This window comes from Paenisporosarcina sp. FSL H8-0542, assembly GCF_038632915.1.
GTDB lineage: Bacteria > Bacillota > Bacilli > Bacillales_A > Planococcaceae > Paenisporosarcina.
Genome location: NZ_CP152050.1, coordinates 417,704 through 432,612, shown reverse-complemented (window position 1 = coordinate 432,612; position 14,909 = coordinate 417,704). Strand labels below are relative to the sequence as shown.

Sequence of the window (14,909 nt, the reverse complement as noted above, 5' to 3'; positions counted from 1 at the left end):
TTATGTTATCACAAAATTCAGACGAATTGTAAATGCAAAATCCATCTTTATCCACCTGCGTAAAGTGCTTGATGATTTTATCAAAACCAGTATATTGTGCTACTATAAAAAAGATAAGTAGTCGCTTTATATTCTTCGGGGCAAGGTGAAATTCCTTACCGGCGGTGAACAAATGTAGATTTGTAAGTCCGTGACCCGGTGCTTGAAAAAGTAGCGGTGGAGTTGGTGCGAATCCAACACCGACAGTATAGTCTGGATGGGAGAAGAGTATAGAGAGGTTTATTTGTCATGCTCGCGCGTCGCTTCTTTTCGATTTTGAAACTCGAAAGGAGGAGCTTGTATCATTAAACAACATTTGAATTCGTTTAAACTTCGCATGCAGTCCAGCTTATCAATTCCGTGCTTGAAGAGCACTCGATCAGAAGGTACTGATTCCAACTTCCATGCGGCTAGAATTCCAAAAGCACTTATCATTATGGATAAGCTTCTTAAAGCAACCCAATTTGAAGTATGTGCAGGAAAATTCACACAAGAAGCGAAGCAACATACACGAGTATATTTTCATTCCGATACAAATTATCCATCTGACACATTCAAATCAACTGCTGCTAAAAACGAGCTTCGACCCCCGAAATTACGCGAGAACTTTCTTTTGACGCGTGATCGTTTAAAAGCGCTTTTGAATTTCGTCAATTGGATTCATCATCATATCCCTTTCCCCACCACCTACCTGCCCCTTGGTGGAAAAAATTCTAATCCTTATTACTAAAAGCTATACAAAATATGTCTCTACAGGCGTATATAATTGGTACCACTAATTGAATAATGGATAACAAATAAGGCTTTGATGTTCGCATCAATTCTCTTTTCAGTAGGAGGTTGATTACTTGTTCACAGGAATCATTGAAGAAATTGGCATTGTCACTTCCATCAAACGTAAATCACATGCGCTCGAATTGTCCATTCGTGCAAAAGTGGTACTAGAAGATGTGAAAAGAGGAGATAGTATCGCCGTAAATGGTGTTTGTTTGACGGTTTCATCTTTTACACATGATACGTTTGTTGTGGATGTTATTCCAGAAACCTTTAACTCGACCACTTTAGCTAACTTATCGTCAAACGGTCGCGTCAATCTGGAACGTGCCATGTCAGCAGTTGGACGGTTTGGTGGTCATTTTGTCAGTGGGCACGTGGATGGCATCGGTGTCATTCGCTCGATAAAAAAAGAATCCAATGCCATTACAAAGAAGATTGAATTGGATTCCAGCCTCATGAAATACATGATGCGAAAAGGCTCTGTAGCAATAGACGGCACTTCACTTACTATTTTTGATGTAGAACGAACTTCAATCACCATTTCCTTAATTCCAACAACGCAATATGATTCATTGATTGGTGAAAAAGGCATTGGTGAAAAAGTGAATATTGAATGTGACATGCTCGCAAAATATACCGAACGTATACTTACATCTAAAACTGGCATATCAAAAGAATGGCTACAGGATAAAGGATTTTAAAGGAGGTTTCTTATGTTTTATACAGTAGAAGAAGCAGTTGAAGCATTATCCAAAGGACAAGCCATCATTGTCGTTGATGACGAAGATCGTGAAAATGAAGGAGACTTTGTTGCGCTTGCGGAATTTGCAACCCCTCAAATCATAAATTTAATGGCTTCTGAAGGCAAAGGTCTTATTTGCGTACCAGTGGCGGAAGAAATTGCACGTCAACTGGATATCGGGTTAATGACGGATCATAATACAGACCCTTATAGTACGGCTTTTACAATCAGTGTCGATCATATCGACACGACGACAGGTATCAGCGCATTCGAACGCTCTCACACCATTCTGCAAATGATAAACAATCAATCGACTGCAACCGATTTTAAACGACCAGGTCACGTCTTTCCCTTGATTGCGAAAAAAGGTGGCGTCCTTAAGCGTGCCGGACATACAGAAGCAGCAGTTGATTTAGCCTTGCTTGCAGGGTCAGCGCCTGCGGGTGTGATTTGTGAAATTATGAATGAAGATGGCACAATGGCCAGACTCGATGACTTAGTTATCATAGGAAAACGATTAAATATCGGCATTTTAACGATCGCTGAGTTGATTGCTTACAAACAAAAGCATGAAAAGCTGATTACCCGTGAAGTAGAAACTATTTTGCCAACTGAGTACGGTGATTTCCAGGTGTTTGGGTATACCGAAACTTTGACAGGTAAAGAGCATATTGCCCTTGTAAAAGGCCCGGTCTCTGAGGATACACCTATTTTGACCCGTGTACACTCTGAATGTTTGACAGGGGATGTCTTCGCTTCTCGCAAATGTGATTGCGGTTCACAGCTCCATGCCTCACTCAAACAAATTGAAGCAGCAGGCTCCGGCATATTGTTATATATGAGACAAGAAGGCCGTGGCATCGGATTAATCAACAAATTAAAAGCATATGCACTGCAGGACGAAGGATTGGATACTGTCGAAGCCAATCAAAAACTTGGTTTTGCAGATGATTTAAGAGAGTATGGAATTGGTGCCCAAATTTTACGTGACCTTGGCGTTCGTAAAATGAAGCTCATGACAAACAATCCTAGAAAAATTTCGGGAATAGATGGATACGGCTTGGAAGTAACCGAGCGTGTGGCAATCGAGATCCCATCTCATACAGACAATGAAGGCTATATGAAAACCAAAAAATCAAAACTCGGGCATTTTCTGAGTTTATAGAGGAGCTTATATATGACAACACATTTAGAAGGATATTTAGTTGGGTCCGATTTAAAAATTGGCATCGTCGTTGGACGTTTCAATGAATTTATTACGAGTAAACTATTGGGGGGCGCTGAAGACGCACTGAAGCGTCATGGTGTGGATGAAGCAAATGTGACGATTGCCTGGGTTCCCGGTGCTTTTGAAATTCCACTGGTCGCAAAACAAATGGCTGCTTCAAAAAAATACGATGCCGTCATCACGCTTGGTACTGTGATACGTGGCTCTACCCCACACTTCGATTTTGTTTGCAACGAAGCAGCTAAAGGAGTTGCCAACGCTGGATATCAACACAATATTCCTGTCATCTTCGGTGTTCTAACGACAGATACAATCGAACAGGCAATTGAACGCGCTGGAACGAAAGCCGGAAATAAAGGTTGGGAATCTGCAACAGCCGCTATCGAAATGGCAAATTTGATGAAAAAATTAAGTTAATCATTAACCTCGAAGCTCTTTGCTTCGGGGTTTTATTGTATAATTTTACAAATGATTAAAAGGGGTGTTCACGAAATGAAGACGCTATACCTCGTTCGACATTGTTCTGCAACCGGACAAGCTGCGGAAGCCCAATTATCTGATACAGGATTTGAACAAGCTCAAAAGTTGGCTGCATTTTTTAGTGGAATTTCGATTGAAAATATCATTTCAAGTCCATTTATAAGGGCTCAACATTCAATTGAACCGACAGCCAAAGCAAAAGATCTACCGCTTACTATTGATGCTCGCTTGGCAGAACGCACGTTAAGCACGTCTGATTTACCTAATTGGCTCGAGCTTTTAGAGAAGACATTTCTTGACCTCGATTTGAAGCTGGTGGGTGGCGAATCCAGTCGAGAGGCGACCGCTCGCGCTATTGAAGTCATTGAAGAGGCACAAAACAATACCGTACTCGTTACACACGGTAATTTAATGAGTCTCATTTTGAAACACTTTGATGATTCCATTGGTTTTGAGGAGTGGAAATCACTTCGTAATCCAGATGTATATACTCTTATCATTGATAATAATAAGAGTAGCATTAAGCAATTATGGAAAGATTGATGAAGCCCCTCCTGTTCACTTCAAGTGGATTGGGAGAGGCTTTCCTTTTTGCGGATTTTTGGTTTTTGTCCATTCGATTTGGAATTTCGGCCATTCATCATCACAATGAAGAGTTCACTCAATTATCTCCCCCTTTTCCCGACTGGAAGAAAAGTAATCCTGACGAATGTGATAAACTATCGTTAATAAACATGAAGAGAAGGCGGTCTGTATGGAATATCAACAAATGCTCGATCAATTAAGTGATTTGATTCATCAAAAACAGCTGATTGCTGCGACGATTAGCCAACCCCGTGCCAAATCCGAAGAAGTAAAACGAGTGAAGCTAAAGCCACTTGAATTAAAGGGCATTTATCATATTCAGTTTGAATACCAGTATGAACGTGTACTAAAGCATGAAAACCTAGAACTTGATGCAGCAAATGAAAAGTTGCATGCCTTACTCCAGCAATACAGACAAGTGCAAGCTGATTTTCAGGAAGAAAAAGTGCATATTCAGCTTTCCAAAAAGTTTAAAGTATTGTGGAAGTCGGAACAGATTGCTTCGAAAAAAGTGGTCAACCTTTCTCATAACCGAAAGAAAAATTATTTACTGGACGAAGATACATCCTACCCGTTTCTGGTACGTCTAGGTGTTCAGACACCTGATGGCAAAGTCAAAAAGCAAAAGCATGATAAGTTCCGACAAATCAATCGTTTTGTCGAATTTATCGACGATGCACTGGACTACCTTCCGAAAGATCGACCGGTACGAATTTTAGATTTTGGGTCCGGGAAATCCTATTTAACTTTTGCTCTGTATCACTATTTAAGAATTGAAAAAGGTCTCGACATTCGTGTTACCGGTCTGGATTTGAAAAAGGAAGTAATTGAAGATTGTCAGCAAATCGCGGATGATTTGAACTATGATCACCTTGAATTCCTGGTTGGGGATATCAATGACTATAATGAGGAAACATCGGTGGATATGGTCGTAACACTTCATGCTTGTGATGTTGCAACGGATATGGCGCTTGCCCGTGCTGTAAAATGGGGGGCAAAAGTGATTCTGAGTGTGCCATGTTGTCAGCATGAGCTGAACACTCAACTGAACAGCCCCGCTCTAGAAGTTATGCTTCAGCATGGACTTGTGAAAGAACGGTTTGCCGCTCTAGCTACTGATTCGATTCGGGCGGAGTTGCTGAAACTTGTCGGCTACGATGCGCAATTACTCGAATTTATCGATATGGAAAATACACCAAAAAACATTCTGATTCGAGCTTATTTCAATGGAAATAAATCGACAACAGAGGAACAGAAAAAATACCGTGCATTTGTAGATTTCCTGCAAGCAAAACCATTTCTTGAGAATGAACTGAAAGATTATCTATAAATCGATATACAAAAAGGCATTGTTTTAAAAGACAATGCCTTTTTCTTTATTTCCAAATAACCAGAACTAATGGTCCGTTAGATTGATTTGTACAGTCACTTAAATAATAATCTGTTCTTTCAGCTTTATCTTTCGCTTCTAATGATTCGCAACTTATGCTGTTAATACTCCCCGATCCGAAATGATCCCTTGTCGTATCCTCTGTTGAATGGATTAACTTTCCGTCGTAAAGTAGTTCATGAATCATTGGGTCACCTTCTTCGGTATAAGTGATAATTCGAATTTCGTCACTTTCCCCATGATCGATATTGTCCTTAAAGGTTTGGAACGTCTCTAGATTTGTAATGTCTCCATGTTTATTGACAATATCCTCTGGTGAAGGTTGATAATCTTCCTGAACAGAACCACTTACATAAGTGATTTTGGGAGTCACCTGATTTTGCTGACAACCTGAAATGAAAAATATACAAATTAATATGGCTACATAGTATTTTTTCATGGTCATCCCCCATTGAAAGTTAGTACTTAACATTATAACAAGGAAATCAGATGATGTATAAAATTACCAATAAATTAACCTTTGCACAATACTACAATTCAACACTCAAGAAAACATATCCTTCGTTTTCTCTTACTTCGCCAAACTTAACTGGTACACGTGATGAAAAAATCGGACCATCAATGACGACCGTATGGAACTCCCCGTTTTCTCCACACGAATCGATTCCCAGTGCTTCTAATTCATCCATCAGCTCTCTCGTGAATGTGCGGCCAATGTAGTCCCTTGGCATCATCTTTGTGTTTATTACGACAATAACCGCTTCAAATCCAACCTCCAAAAGTTCCTCCAGTATCGAACGTCTCTGTTCTTGCCATAATGGATGAATAGGAATGATATCTGATTTTGCACATGTTTTTTGTACCCATTCCAAATGTCCTTCAAGATCGATATCACCAAAGACGCCGTGAGTAATGCTCACTGAGCGACACTCGTCCATGGCATCGATAAACTTCATTTCATAGTCTTCCCATCCTGCGCCACGAATCATTAATGGCACGTTCAGGCGATCTGCCTGAGCCTTTATTACCTTTAATGGCAGAGCATGTGACTTCGAGATTTCTTCATCTTCCTGAAACATGGTCAGTAATCTCTTGGGGATCATCCCTGATTGGATTGCGCGGTAATAGGCCATAGCTGAATCCTTGCCGCCACTCCATGATGCAACAAACGGTTTGTTTTCCATTGTTTAAACTCCTAACTCTCTTCCATCGCGAATCTCCACTGCCTTTTCAGGGGCGTTGTTTATGATTCCTCGAACTTGTTTTTTAAAGATGGTTTCATAGTGATACGTCCACTTGAACATACGACCATACATTCTCCAAGTAGGTGTATAACTAGCATTTTCAGTGCCTCTTTTTTGTTTGTAGAACCTCCGTGAAATCCGATACAGACGCACAGAAAGACGAGGATGCAGGAAAATAATTTGGTCCGCTTCCTCGAATGTCTTCATTGACCAACCAAGGTGTGTACCTTCGATAATCCAGGTTGGCTGGCTAATGATATCAGCTAATTGGGAATCCCGTTTTTCCTCAGAATTGCGAATATCTCCTCCAGCACATCTCGACCATACCACATCATCCAATGAATGCATCTCAATTCCTTTTTGCACAGCCAGCTTCCTTGCAAGTGTCGTTTTTCCGCTGCCAACTGATCCAACAATACGTATTTTATTTGCCATGCGCCCAGGCAATCCGGTTATCGACTGTTCGAACCATGCGAATCATAAACGGCTGGTACCCGAGTTTCGGCCAGAAATAGGATGCCAAGTGATTGGGCGTATGCCAGTCAGCCAATGCATAATCATAACCCATTTCTTTTAACTGAGCATGACTCGCATCTGCAAGGGCTTTCCCTACTCCGCGTCCCCGGTACTGCGGGTTGGTAGAAGCCGCCGGAAGATCCACTGTTTGATTAGGTGTATACATATTGGATGAAGTATCCGCTTCGTAGTAAACATGGAAACCAACTGGAATTCCTTCCTGTTCACCAATCATGACAATTGCCTCTGCATCTTTTGCGAGAGCTGCATAGCCACTTTTCACATCCTGGAGTGATTCTTTTGTAATCGGATTCCATGATGGCGCGGAAGCTTGATGAATGCTGTTCCAACGCGACATACTTTTAAGCATTTCCGTGTCGTTTTCTGCCAATCGGCGTATGTTAATTGCGCTAGTATCTGTATGTTTTGCTTTCGGTTCATAGTTTTTTATGTCGAGCATTGCATATTTTTGTTCAAAACGGAAACCTTGCTCCAGCCATTCATAAACTAAGCGATCGTAGCCAATCGGAACGTAAATGATATGTTGGAAATATCCCCCGGCAATCCATTCCGCACCTGCCTCTGCATACAATAGACGTATCAAACGTGGATGTGCATCTTCTGAAATGGCCAAGCATGGATAATCAATAATAATGTGGCGGCCTTTTTTTGCATCTTCCTTGAATTCATACAGCATATACCCAATTACTTGCTGATCACGGAGAGCCACAATACCATTAACGAAAGGGTTTTTGGCAATTTCACGAAGCAGGTTCTCAGTTTCCGCTGCCTCCTCAAAACGTTTTGGGAGGAATGAATATCGAATTCGTTCTACTTGGTGTCGTTTTGACAATAGCGAAGCCATTGCCGGGTAATACTGTTCGTCTAGTCCTACAAATTGAATCATGTTAACTCCCCCTTACTGGTTATTTTTCATGCAACTCCCTACTCTGCAGTTCTTATCTATCTTTTTAGCTATTTGCTATACTTGATAAAAAAGTAAAGGAGTTAATCCATGGAATTAAAACGCGTTGCTTATGGAGTAATTATGACTGCTTCACTTATTTTTGTGCGATTTATCGATTAAAAAATTTACGATATGCCTATTTTTGTGTCAGTGATCATTCTGATCGGTATCATGGTTTTAAGTTATAAACTTGTCGACCGCTCTACATTTTTCGACAGACAAATTTCCCGAAATACATACTATTTGATGAATACACTCATCATTTCATTATTGATTCTCACTTTGTACATCATCGAATCCTGAAATGACATAAGAAATACTTCTCCCTACTACTGAATAGACTTACTGTTTAAATTCGACAAAGTCATCTAGTTTCCTTCCATTTTGCATGAATGAGAAAAAATTCGGGATATGCTAGCTGAATCAAAAAAGGCAGGCTTGACGATTCATGAAGTGGAAATTGATACTGTATATTTAAACGGCAATAAATCTTCGCATTTTCAACCTATTCGATCCTCCCTGCAGATTTATAAAGTGTTTCTGAAATTTACCGCTTCCTTTGGCTTAGATATGGGGTTATTTGCTTTATTTATCTGGACATGGAGAGATGATGCACCCCAAATGTATATTTTTCTGGCCACCATTATAGCAAGGGTCATTTCAGCTAGTTTCAACTACTCAATCAACCGAAAGAAAGTGTTTGAAGAAGGCGACGAAAAGTCGTTTCTAAAGTAGATGATTCTTGCCGGACTCATCATGGCACTATTTGCCGGTATGGTTCACGGTCTCTTTTTCTTAACATGAAGAGGTGAAATGATCATCAAGGTCATTGTGGATAGCGTGTTGTTATTGGTCGGTTTTTGTTATTCAACGGGAATGGGTATTCAAAAAGAAAAGCCAAAACACGTTTAATGTGTTTTGGCTTATTTAATGATAGGTAAAGGCATTTGTTGAACCCAATCCATAATGAATCGGGATTGGTGAGAATTTAAATTGGCAGGCAAATTTTGTTTATCAAAAAAGGCATGGGCACGTGTTTCATCGCTTTTTTGAATTAGATTTCCTGAAAAACAGGATGCTTTAAAAATAATTTGAATGCTATACACCTGATCCCCGCTAGCATATCTAGTAAAACCTTCCTGTCCTGAATAGATGCCGAAAAATTCCAGGTCACCAATTTTCAAGCCTGTTTCTTCTTCCGTCTCTCTTCGAGCTGCTTCTTCAACTTTCTCGCCTAATTCCATTACTCCTCCAGGAATACACCACACATCCGCATCTGTTCGATGTTGTAGTAGAATTTGATTCCCTCTTTCAATGATGACACCACATCCAACAGTCAGGAGTGGTTCATGTCCAATCATCTTTCTCATTGTCTGTATGTAATTCACCAAATTACTTCCTTTCAATTAGGCGTTGTGCAAATGCAAAAGGCTTGGAAAGTCATACCAGACCTTCTATCTCCATTTAAATTGCTGCTCATGCAACAGTTTTAAAAAAGCATCAACCACGACTGGATGGAACTGAGTTCCCCTACCACGAATAATCTCCTGTATTGCTTCTTCAATTGTCAATGAATCACGATAAACACGATCAGTGGTCATCGCATCGAATGAATCAACAACGGAAACAATCGCCGCTTCCAATGAAATCTCATCTCCTTTTAAACCGAAAGGATATCCTTTTCCATCGTAACGTTCGTGATGTTCTTCAACAATAAATGCTGAATCTCTCAACCATTCAATTTCATGTTCACGCATCATCTTAGCACCTAATGTTGTGTGAGATTTCATAATTACCCACTCTTCAGGGGTGAATTTCCCTTTTTTATTTAAAATTTCAAGGGGAATCGCTAGCTTTCCTATGTCATGAAAATAAGCACCCCATCTGAGCAATCTCACGCGCTCAACGGGTTGACCCAGTTTCTTCCATAATTCAATGGAATAATCTTTGATTCGCGAGCAATGATGAAAAGTGTAACCATCCACATGCTCTATTGCAGCAGCGTCACGTTGCACGATTTCGGTGTTACTAAAATTCCTTTCAAATATGCTCGCTGTCATTTCGACGAGGATTTCTACAGCTTCTTCCCCATAAAAAGATAATAGCTCTGGATATTCGGATGCATCCAAGGTCTCACCTGCATGCAAAAAGAAGGTGTCTCCTTCATATTGGACTTCAAGCACTCCTTGAACAACTGTATATTTTTCAATCGCTGAATGAACGTCTTCAGTGGTATAGCGCACCCAGAACGAACGACGGGGAAACAAAGAGAAAAGACTGTAGCCTATTTCTTCAGATTTACCTATGCACGTTGAAATTGCATGTCCTACATTAATTCGATCAAGGGAAGTTTTTTCTTTTATATCAATGATTTGTTCGCTTGTTAATGCCATAGGTACCTCCCCACCGTACTTATACTTTTATTCACTTTACCTTTACCACCTTAATTTGTCATTAAAACTCGGCAAAATTATCTAATTATTACGTTCATTTATATCTTTTTTCTACTAAAAAAGCTCCCCAAAAATCGGAGAGCTCAAGATTTTAAATTGATACGTGATCTTCCACTTTTTCTTGCGTTTTCTTGTCTTGCATCTCATAGGAAATCCGGTCTAAACTTGGACGCAATGTTCCTTTGCCCGAGTAGTTTTCAAGCATTTCTTTCACATCGATACCAGAAGAAGCTTTCAATGTTTCCTGAAGGGTAGACATTAAATTCGTGGCATACGACGTAACTTTATTTGCGCCGCCACCTTCTCCACCGCCAGTATCCACCACTGTAATCTTGTCGATATTTGCTAATGGGCTTGCAATTTGTTTCGCATATTCCGGCATCATGCGTACAATCATATCCAACACTGCAGCTTGACCGTAATGTTCGAATGCTTCCGCAATTTTTCGTTTCGCTTCCGCTTCTGCAAGACCTTTCAAGCGAATAATATCAGCTTCTGTTTCACCCTGTGCACGTTCGGAGTCAGCTTTCGCCAATCCATCAAGTCGTACTTTTTCAGAATCCGCTTTCGCTCTTGCCTCGATACGGTATTTTTCCGCATCCGCTTCAGCCATTTCACGGGATTTTGCAGCTGCCGCGTTTTGCTCGATAGCATAACGATCCGCGTCCGCTTTCTTTTTAACTTCAGAGTCGTATTGTTTCTCGCGACGTAAAATTTCTTTTTCTTCAAGTTCGATTTGCTTTTGACGTTCAATGATGCGGATTTGCATTTCCTGTTCCATAACTTCTTGTTTCGAGACTGCAGTCTGGAGTTCGTAAGCTTGGTCAGCACGCGCCTTCGCGATATCTTGCTCGCGACGATACTCAGCGACTTTCAGCAAATTCTCTTTTTCAGCCAAAGCAATTTCAGTCGCACGTTCAATTTCGGATTGCTGTGCCTCTTTTGCAGCTTCAGCACGCTTGATTCGTGTTTCTTTATCTGCTTCTGCTGTTGCAATATCAGCATCACGTTTGACCTGTGCAATACGTGGTTTACCAAGTGAATCCAAGTAGCCATTTTTGTCACGTACATCTTTGATGGTAAATGAAACAATGATTAGACCCATTTTCGCTAAATCCTGAGAAGCGACACGTTGTACTTCTTGCGAGAATTTGTCGCGATTTTTGTAGATTTCCTCCACTGTCATCGATCCCAAAATGGAGCGCAAATGACCTTCCAGTACTTCTTTTGCTTCATTTTCACGATCTTCTTTTGACTTCCCTAAAAATTGTTCAGCAGCCGTTGCAATTTCGGAAATGGATCCACCAATTTTAATGATGGCCGTTCCGTCTGCCATTACCGGCACACCTTGCTCTGTATAAACTTCAGGAGTCGTAACTTCCAGCTTACTTGATAGTAAACTTAATGGCTGTGCTTGCTGAAAAACTGGAAATACAAATGTACCGCCACCACGAATGATTTTTATACGATTGCCTGATTCATCTGTATGAACCGTTTTCGCCCCTAAATAACTACCTGTTACAATCAATGCTTCATCAGGACCAACAGTCTTGTATTTCGTTACATACACACCAATAATAGCAACCAACACAAACGCCACTATCCCCACTACAACTAACATACTCATATCCATGTTCATTTCCCCCATCTATTTTTTATTAAAAACGAAAGGTTCGTATTCCCTGACAAGAAACGTTCCTTCCTCTATCTCAATTACTAACACTTCTTTGCCATAGGCAATCTCTTCATTGTCATAGCCTACTGCTCTCTTGGATAGAAGCCCGCCAACGGTTTCAATCACAATCTCACCATAACCGTCAGATGGTATGGGCGTAATGACTTTGCCAACTAAACCTGCTAACGACTCATCCGTATAGGCGATTGACACTTCGGCTGATGCCATGGGTAGTAAAATAAAAAAGTACAGTAAAATATCGAGAACCACTCCCACTGCGAGACTCGCAAACAAGACAATCCAGCTATTCCAGTTGGTGGAGACTTCAAGCACATACCCGCTGGCTGAAACAAAAGTGACGAATGCCATTATAACGGTAGGGTTTAAAAAAGGAATGCCTTCCCCAATCCCTTCAGCAACATCTCCAAAAAATACATACAGAACAGTCACTGCCCCCGTAATGAGGAGCACATACATGTAGATTTGTTCAATGGACATCCAATCACTCCCATTTAATGAATTCTTTAGTCGCACCTATTACTACGGAGGACAAAAAGAAAAGTTTCATTTTTCCAAATATTTTTTTGATACTATTAGCTGAGATGAATTGAATGAATACAGGAACTGCCATATGCCTACAGAATTTTTTTCATAGTACCATTCAAATGTTTCTCGATAATGGAGTGAATCTGGTTGTCGACCAAATTCTGCATGATGTGGAAGTTGATACGAGTATTGAAGATATCTCTACTTGTGTGAAGCAGATTACAACCGCACTTCTAGCCAAAAATAAAAGCACATGTGCTACTCAATCTTGAGTCCGCACATGTGCTACTTTCAATTATATCCACGTTCACCATAAGGCTGTTTTTCAACACACCATTTTTCTTTTGCATCTGCTAGTTCTTCTTTTAACTGCACAGCAGATTTCCCTTCCGTTTCAATGGACTCTAACACTTCAAACTGAAATGACTCTTCACCGAATTGTTCCCAATCTTTCTGCAAGTCCTTATTCAATAAAGTACCGCCATTCAATTCGAACTTCAAACCATTTTGTCTTTTCAAGTTAGGCGCTGCAGCAATGAACATTTTGCCATTTTGTTTGTTCGTTACACAATACACACCCGCAATTGTCTTCTCTTCCTTCACTTGCTGCTTTAATTCTTTCTTCCGGTCAATATCCGCCCCTTCTTTTTCTTTTCTCCAATAAGCGGATCCATCCGTTTTTCTTGCCAAAAAGTGATACATCACTAAATATCTTCTTACAAATGTATGGTCATCAAACACTTCTTTAATAAGTGCGTTTACTTCTCTTTCCGTATAGATTTTTCCTATTTCAAACTTCTTTACGATTTCACATAAGACAATGAATCGATGCTTTTCCTGTAATTTAAATGTTCGTAACTTTCCATTCGACCAGTTCTTCTTCAATACTTCCTCGTATTCTTTTTCTGTTATTTCGAATGGTTCCTCAAATAATAGGGAATCTTCTTTATTTTGAGCGCTAAGTTTGTGTCCCTCTTCCATCAAGCTCATTAAGGTTAAATATACTTTCGCTTGCCGTTCTTTCTTTTTTAAAGAAAAACGGTGATTCCTAACTGTAGATGCACTCCCGATTTTCAAAGAATCTTGTATATCACGGTCTGATTTCCCTTCAAACAGAAGGTGAAGCACGGCCTTCTGCTGATCGGATAACCCTGTAATTTCTTTATTTTGTTCCATTAAATAGGAAAATACTGATACATGCTTTTCTCTAATATGTAATTGCATATACTTTGAAGCCTCGTAAAACTGTTCACCTACAGGGTATATCAGACCTTTCTCAATAGATTTGTGACACATTAGACACTTATATGATTCTTCAGTTTCTGTAAATCCATTTTTCATTTCATATAAATTTGCATCAATCAACGAATGCATATAAACACTTCCTTGTTTTGTTTTATTTATTATAGACAATAATACTTATTGTTTACACAGAATGCAAGTTGTATAATTCTTGAATTGTAATGAATAATAAGGTTTACGACAATCAAAGCTGAATGTTCACTTAAAATTTTTATGTTACGGGAATGTAAAGATTCTCAATCTTGAGTAAAAAGTGTTTAGATTTAGTATAGATTTTGATATGATGTTTGAGGTTATTTATATAACCTATCTTATTTAAAGTCCAGGAGGCTTTCTATGTTTAGTCCAAAAAAACAAGACCCATTCTTCGCTGCTTTACTCGGAATCGCAGAAACAGTAAGAGAAGCTACTCATTACGCGGATGATTTTAAAATTGTCAGTGTTTCGGATTTGAAAGAGCTTAGCATCAAGTTGAAAAACTATGAAACAGAAGGCGATAAATTAATACATGATTTGATTCTCAAGTTGAATAAATCTTTCATGACTCCAATTGAGCGAGAGGACATTCTTTATTTAGCTAATAAAATGGATGATATTTTAGATGGCGTGGAAGCTTTCGCAGCTTATTTGGAGATGTATTCTTTGATTGACATCGACGATTCAATGCGTACTTTCCTACATTACATTGTGAAAAGTACTGATGAAATCGTTAAAGCAATGGAGTTATTGGCAAACAAGAAACTGCTTCAAATGCGTGAGCATGCAATCTTGATCAAAGACTATGAACGCAAATGTGATGAAGTATTACGTACTTCAATCAAACAACTTTTCATAAACGAAAAAGATCCGATACGTATTATTCAGTTCAAGGATATTTACGAGCAGCTTGAAGACATCGCAGATTACTCTCAAAACGTGGCAAACACGATTGAGACAATCATCATGCGTAATGCATAGGAGCTGAA

General features: G+C 39.7%; 18 protein-coding genes and 1 riboswitch. Of the genes, 9 read left to right on the top strand and 9 right to left on the bottom strand.

Translation table 11 applies throughout. The features are described 5' to 3' along the window. Positions 1-127 precede the first annotated feature (127 nt). A riboswitch (FMN riboswitch) is annotated at positions 128-272 on the top strand. An 83-nt stretch (positions 273-355) separates the two neighbouring features. From MHH33_RS02305 to MHH33_RS02280, 6 genes are all read left to right on the top strand, one after another. Continuing rightward, complete coding sequence (locus MHH33_RS02305) at positions 356-769, top strand: hypothetical protein (RefSeq protein WP_342542831.1); 414 nt, start codon at positions 356-358, stop codon at positions 767-769. A gap of 118 nt (positions 770-887) precedes the next feature. Beyond that, positions 888-1,517, top strand: a complete 630-nt coding sequence (ribE, locus tag MHH33_RS02300) for a riboflavin synthase (protein ID WP_342542830.1) — start codon at positions 888-890, stop codon at positions 1,515-1,517. Between the two features lie 12 nt (positions 1,518-1,529). Further along, on the top strand, positions 1,530-2,723 hold the full coding sequence (locus MHH33_RS02295; protein WP_342542829.1) for a bifunctional 3,4-dihydroxy-2-butanone-4-phosphate synthase/GTP cyclohydrolase II: 1,194 nt from the start codon (positions 1,530-1,532) through the stop codon (positions 2,721-2,723). A 12-nt stretch (positions 2,724-2,735) separates the two neighbouring features. Beyond that, positions 2,736-3,203 carry a 6,7-dimethyl-8-ribityllumazine synthase gene (gene ribE, locus MHH33_RS02290; protein WP_342542828.1) on the top strand — a complete coding sequence of 156 codons (468 nt, stop codon included), beginning with the start codon at positions 2,736-2,738 and terminating at the stop codon, positions 3,201-3,203. A gap of 75 nt (positions 3,204-3,278) precedes the next feature. Continuing rightward, positions 3,279-3,809: a histidine phosphatase family protein gene (locus tag MHH33_RS02285; RefSeq protein ID WP_342542827.1), complete on the top strand. Its 531-nt coding sequence runs from the start codon at positions 3,279-3,281 to the stop codon at positions 3,807-3,809. Between the two features lie 211 nt (positions 3,810-4,020). After that, complete coding sequence (locus tag MHH33_RS02280) at positions 4,021-5,181, top strand: SAM-dependent methyltransferase (RefSeq protein WP_342542826.1); 1,161 nt, start codon at positions 4,021-4,023, stop codon at positions 5,179-5,181. A gap of 46 nt (positions 5,182-5,227) precedes the next feature. Here the strand turns inward: MHH33_RS02280 and MHH33_RS02275 are convergent, their stop codons facing one another. The 4 genes from MHH33_RS02275 to MHH33_RS02260 all read right to left on the bottom strand — a co-directional run bounded on the left by MHH33_RS02275 (position 5,228) and on the right by MHH33_RS02260 (position 7,908). Beyond that, positions 5,228-5,680, bottom strand: a complete 453-nt coding sequence (locus MHH33_RS02275) for a DUF4362 domain-containing protein (protein ID WP_342542825.1) — start codon at positions 5,678-5,680, stop codon at positions 5,228-5,230. 91 nt (positions 5,681-5,771) lie between these two features. Continuing rightward, the gene (locus tag MHH33_RS02270) at positions 5,772-6,425 is read right to left on the bottom strand and encodes a diphthine--ammonia ligase (protein ID WP_016429642.1); all 654 of its coding nucleotides are present in this window, start codon (positions 6,423-6,425) and stop codon (positions 5,772-5,774) included. Between the two features lie 3 nt (positions 6,426-6,428). After that, entirely contained in the window at positions 6,429-6,920 is a 492-nt protein-coding gene (locus tag MHH33_RS02265; protein WP_016429641.1) for a hypothetical protein, read from the bottom strand. Beyond that, positions 6,910-7,908, bottom strand: coding sequence for a GNAT family N-acetyltransferase (locus tag MHH33_RS02260; RefSeq protein ID WP_342542824.1), 999 nt, complete (start codon positions 7,906-7,908; stop codon positions 6,910-6,912). The genes MHH33_RS02265 and MHH33_RS02260 overlap by 11 nt, the downstream gene beginning before the upstream one ends. Positions 7,909-8,379: 471 nt before the next feature. Between MHH33_RS02260 and MHH33_RS02255 the strand changes: the two genes are divergently transcribed. Further along, a complete protein-coding gene (locus MHH33_RS02255; RefSeq protein WP_342542823.1) occupies positions 8,380-8,703 on the top strand; it encodes a hypothetical protein in 324 nt (107 codons plus the stop codon). Positions 8,704-8,891: 188 nt separating this feature from the next. Here MHH33_RS02255 and MHH33_RS02250 read toward each other — a convergent pair whose 3' ends face one another. From MHH33_RS02250 to MHH33_RS02235, 4 genes are all read right to left on the bottom strand, one after another. Beyond that, positions 8,892-9,338, bottom strand: coding sequence for an NUDIX domain-containing protein (locus MHH33_RS02250; RefSeq protein ID WP_342542822.1), 447 nt, complete (start codon positions 9,336-9,338; stop codon positions 8,892-8,894). Between the two features lie 84 nt (positions 9,339-9,422). After that, positions 9,423-10,361 carry an HD-GYP domain-containing protein gene (locus MHH33_RS02245; protein ID WP_342542821.1) on the bottom strand — a complete coding sequence of 313 codons (939 nt, stop codon included), beginning with the start codon at positions 10,359-10,361 and terminating at the stop codon, positions 9,423-9,425. Positions 10,362-10,512: 151 nt separating this feature from the next. Then, positions 10,513-12,054: a flotillin family protein gene (locus tag MHH33_RS02240; RefSeq protein WP_342542820.1), complete on the bottom strand. Its 1,542-nt coding sequence runs from the start codon at positions 12,052-12,054 to the stop codon at positions 10,513-10,515. A 15-nt stretch (positions 12,055-12,069) separates the two neighbouring features. Then, the gene (locus MHH33_RS02235; RefSeq protein WP_016429634.1) at positions 12,070-12,594 is read right to left on the bottom strand and encodes a hypothetical protein; all 525 of its coding nucleotides are present in this window, start codon (positions 12,592-12,594) and stop codon (positions 12,070-12,072) included. A gap of 167 nt (positions 12,595-12,761) precedes the next feature. Here MHH33_RS02235 and MHH33_RS02230 point away from each other — a divergent pair, with 167 nt between their 5' ends. Then, on the top strand, positions 12,762-12,914 hold the full coding sequence (locus tag MHH33_RS02230; RefSeq protein ID WP_342542819.1) for a hypothetical protein: 153 nt from the start codon (positions 12,762-12,764) through the stop codon (positions 12,912-12,914). 19 nt (positions 12,915-12,933) lie between these two features. Here the strand turns inward: MHH33_RS02230 and MHH33_RS02225 are convergent, their stop codons facing one another. Then, positions 12,934-14,016, bottom strand: a complete 1,083-nt coding sequence (locus MHH33_RS02225; RefSeq protein WP_342542818.1) for a DUF2087 domain-containing protein — start codon at positions 14,014-14,016, stop codon at positions 12,934-12,936. 264 nt (positions 14,017-14,280) lie between these two features. Between MHH33_RS02225 and MHH33_RS02220 the strand changes: the two genes are divergently transcribed. Then, positions 14,281-14,901 carry a DUF47 domain-containing protein gene (locus tag MHH33_RS02220; RefSeq protein WP_016429632.1) on the top strand — a complete coding sequence of 207 codons (621 nt, stop codon included), beginning with the start codon at positions 14,281-14,283 and terminating at the stop codon, positions 14,899-14,901. The last annotated feature ends 8 nt before the right edge of the window (positions 14,902-14,909 follow it).

What these genes read in the sequence shown, in the direction of transcription:
- MHH33_RS02295 (WP_342542829.1), top strand. Translation starts at nt 1,530, where the DNA reads ATGTTTTATACAGTAGAAGAAGCAGTTGAAGCATTATCCAAAGGACAA.
- ribE (WP_342542828.1), top strand. Translation starts at nt 2,736, where the DNA reads ATGACAACACATTTAGAAGGATATTTAGTTGGGTCCGATTTAAAAATT.
- MHH33_RS02285 (WP_342542827.1), top strand. Translation starts at nt 3,279, where the DNA reads ATGAAGACGCTATACCTCGTTCGACATTGTTCTGCAACCGGACAAGCT.
- MHH33_RS02280 (WP_342542826.1), top strand. Translation starts at nt 4,021, where the DNA reads ATGGAATATCAACAAATGCTCGATCAATTAAGTGATTTGATTCATCAA.
- MHH33_RS02275 (WP_342542825.1), bottom strand. Translation starts at nt 5,680, where the DNA reads ATGAAAAAATACTATGTAGCCATATTAATTTGTATATTTTTCATTTCA.
- MHH33_RS02270 (WP_016429642.1), bottom strand. Translation starts at nt 6,425, where the DNA reads ATGGAAAACAAACCGTTTGTTGCATCATGGAGTGGCGGCAAGGATTCA.
- MHH33_RS02265 (WP_016429641.1), bottom strand. Translation starts at nt 6,920, where the DNA reads ATGGCAAATAAAATACGTATTGTTGGATCAGTTGGCAGCGGAAAAACG.
- MHH33_RS02260 (WP_342542824.1), bottom strand. Translation starts at nt 7,908, where the DNA reads ATGATTCAATTTGTAGGACTAGACGAACAGTATTACCCGGCAATGGCT.
- MHH33_RS02255 (WP_342542823.1), top strand. Translation starts at nt 8,380, where the DNA reads ATGCTAGCTGAATCAAAAAAGGCAGGCTTGACGATTCATGAAGTGGAA.
- MHH33_RS02250 (WP_342542822.1), bottom strand. Translation starts at nt 9,338, where the DNA reads ATGAGAAAGATGATTGGACATGAACCACTCCTGACTGTTGGATGTGGT.
- MHH33_RS02245 (WP_342542821.1), bottom strand. Translation starts at nt 10,361, where the DNA reads ATGGCATTAACAAGCGAACAAATCATTGATATAAAAGAAAAAACTTCC.
- MHH33_RS02240 (WP_342542820.1), bottom strand. Translation starts at nt 12,054, where the DNA reads ATGGATATGAGTATGTTAGTTGTAGTGGGGATAGTGGCGTTTGTGTTG.
- MHH33_RS02235 (WP_016429634.1), bottom strand. Translation starts at nt 12,594, where the DNA reads ATGTCCATTGAACAAATCTACATGTATGTGCTCCTCATTACGGGGGCA.
- MHH33_RS02230 (WP_342542819.1), top strand. Translation starts at nt 12,762, where the DNA reads ATGTTTCTCGATAATGGAGTGAATCTGGTTGTCGACCAAATTCTGCAT.
- MHH33_RS02225 (WP_342542818.1), bottom strand. Translation starts at nt 14,016, where the DNA reads ATGCATTCGTTGATTGATGCAAATTTATATGAAATGAAAAATGGATTT.
- MHH33_RS02220 (WP_016429632.1), top strand. Translation starts at nt 14,281, where the DNA reads ATGTTTAGTCCAAAAAAACAAGACCCATTCTTCGCTGCTTTACTCGGA.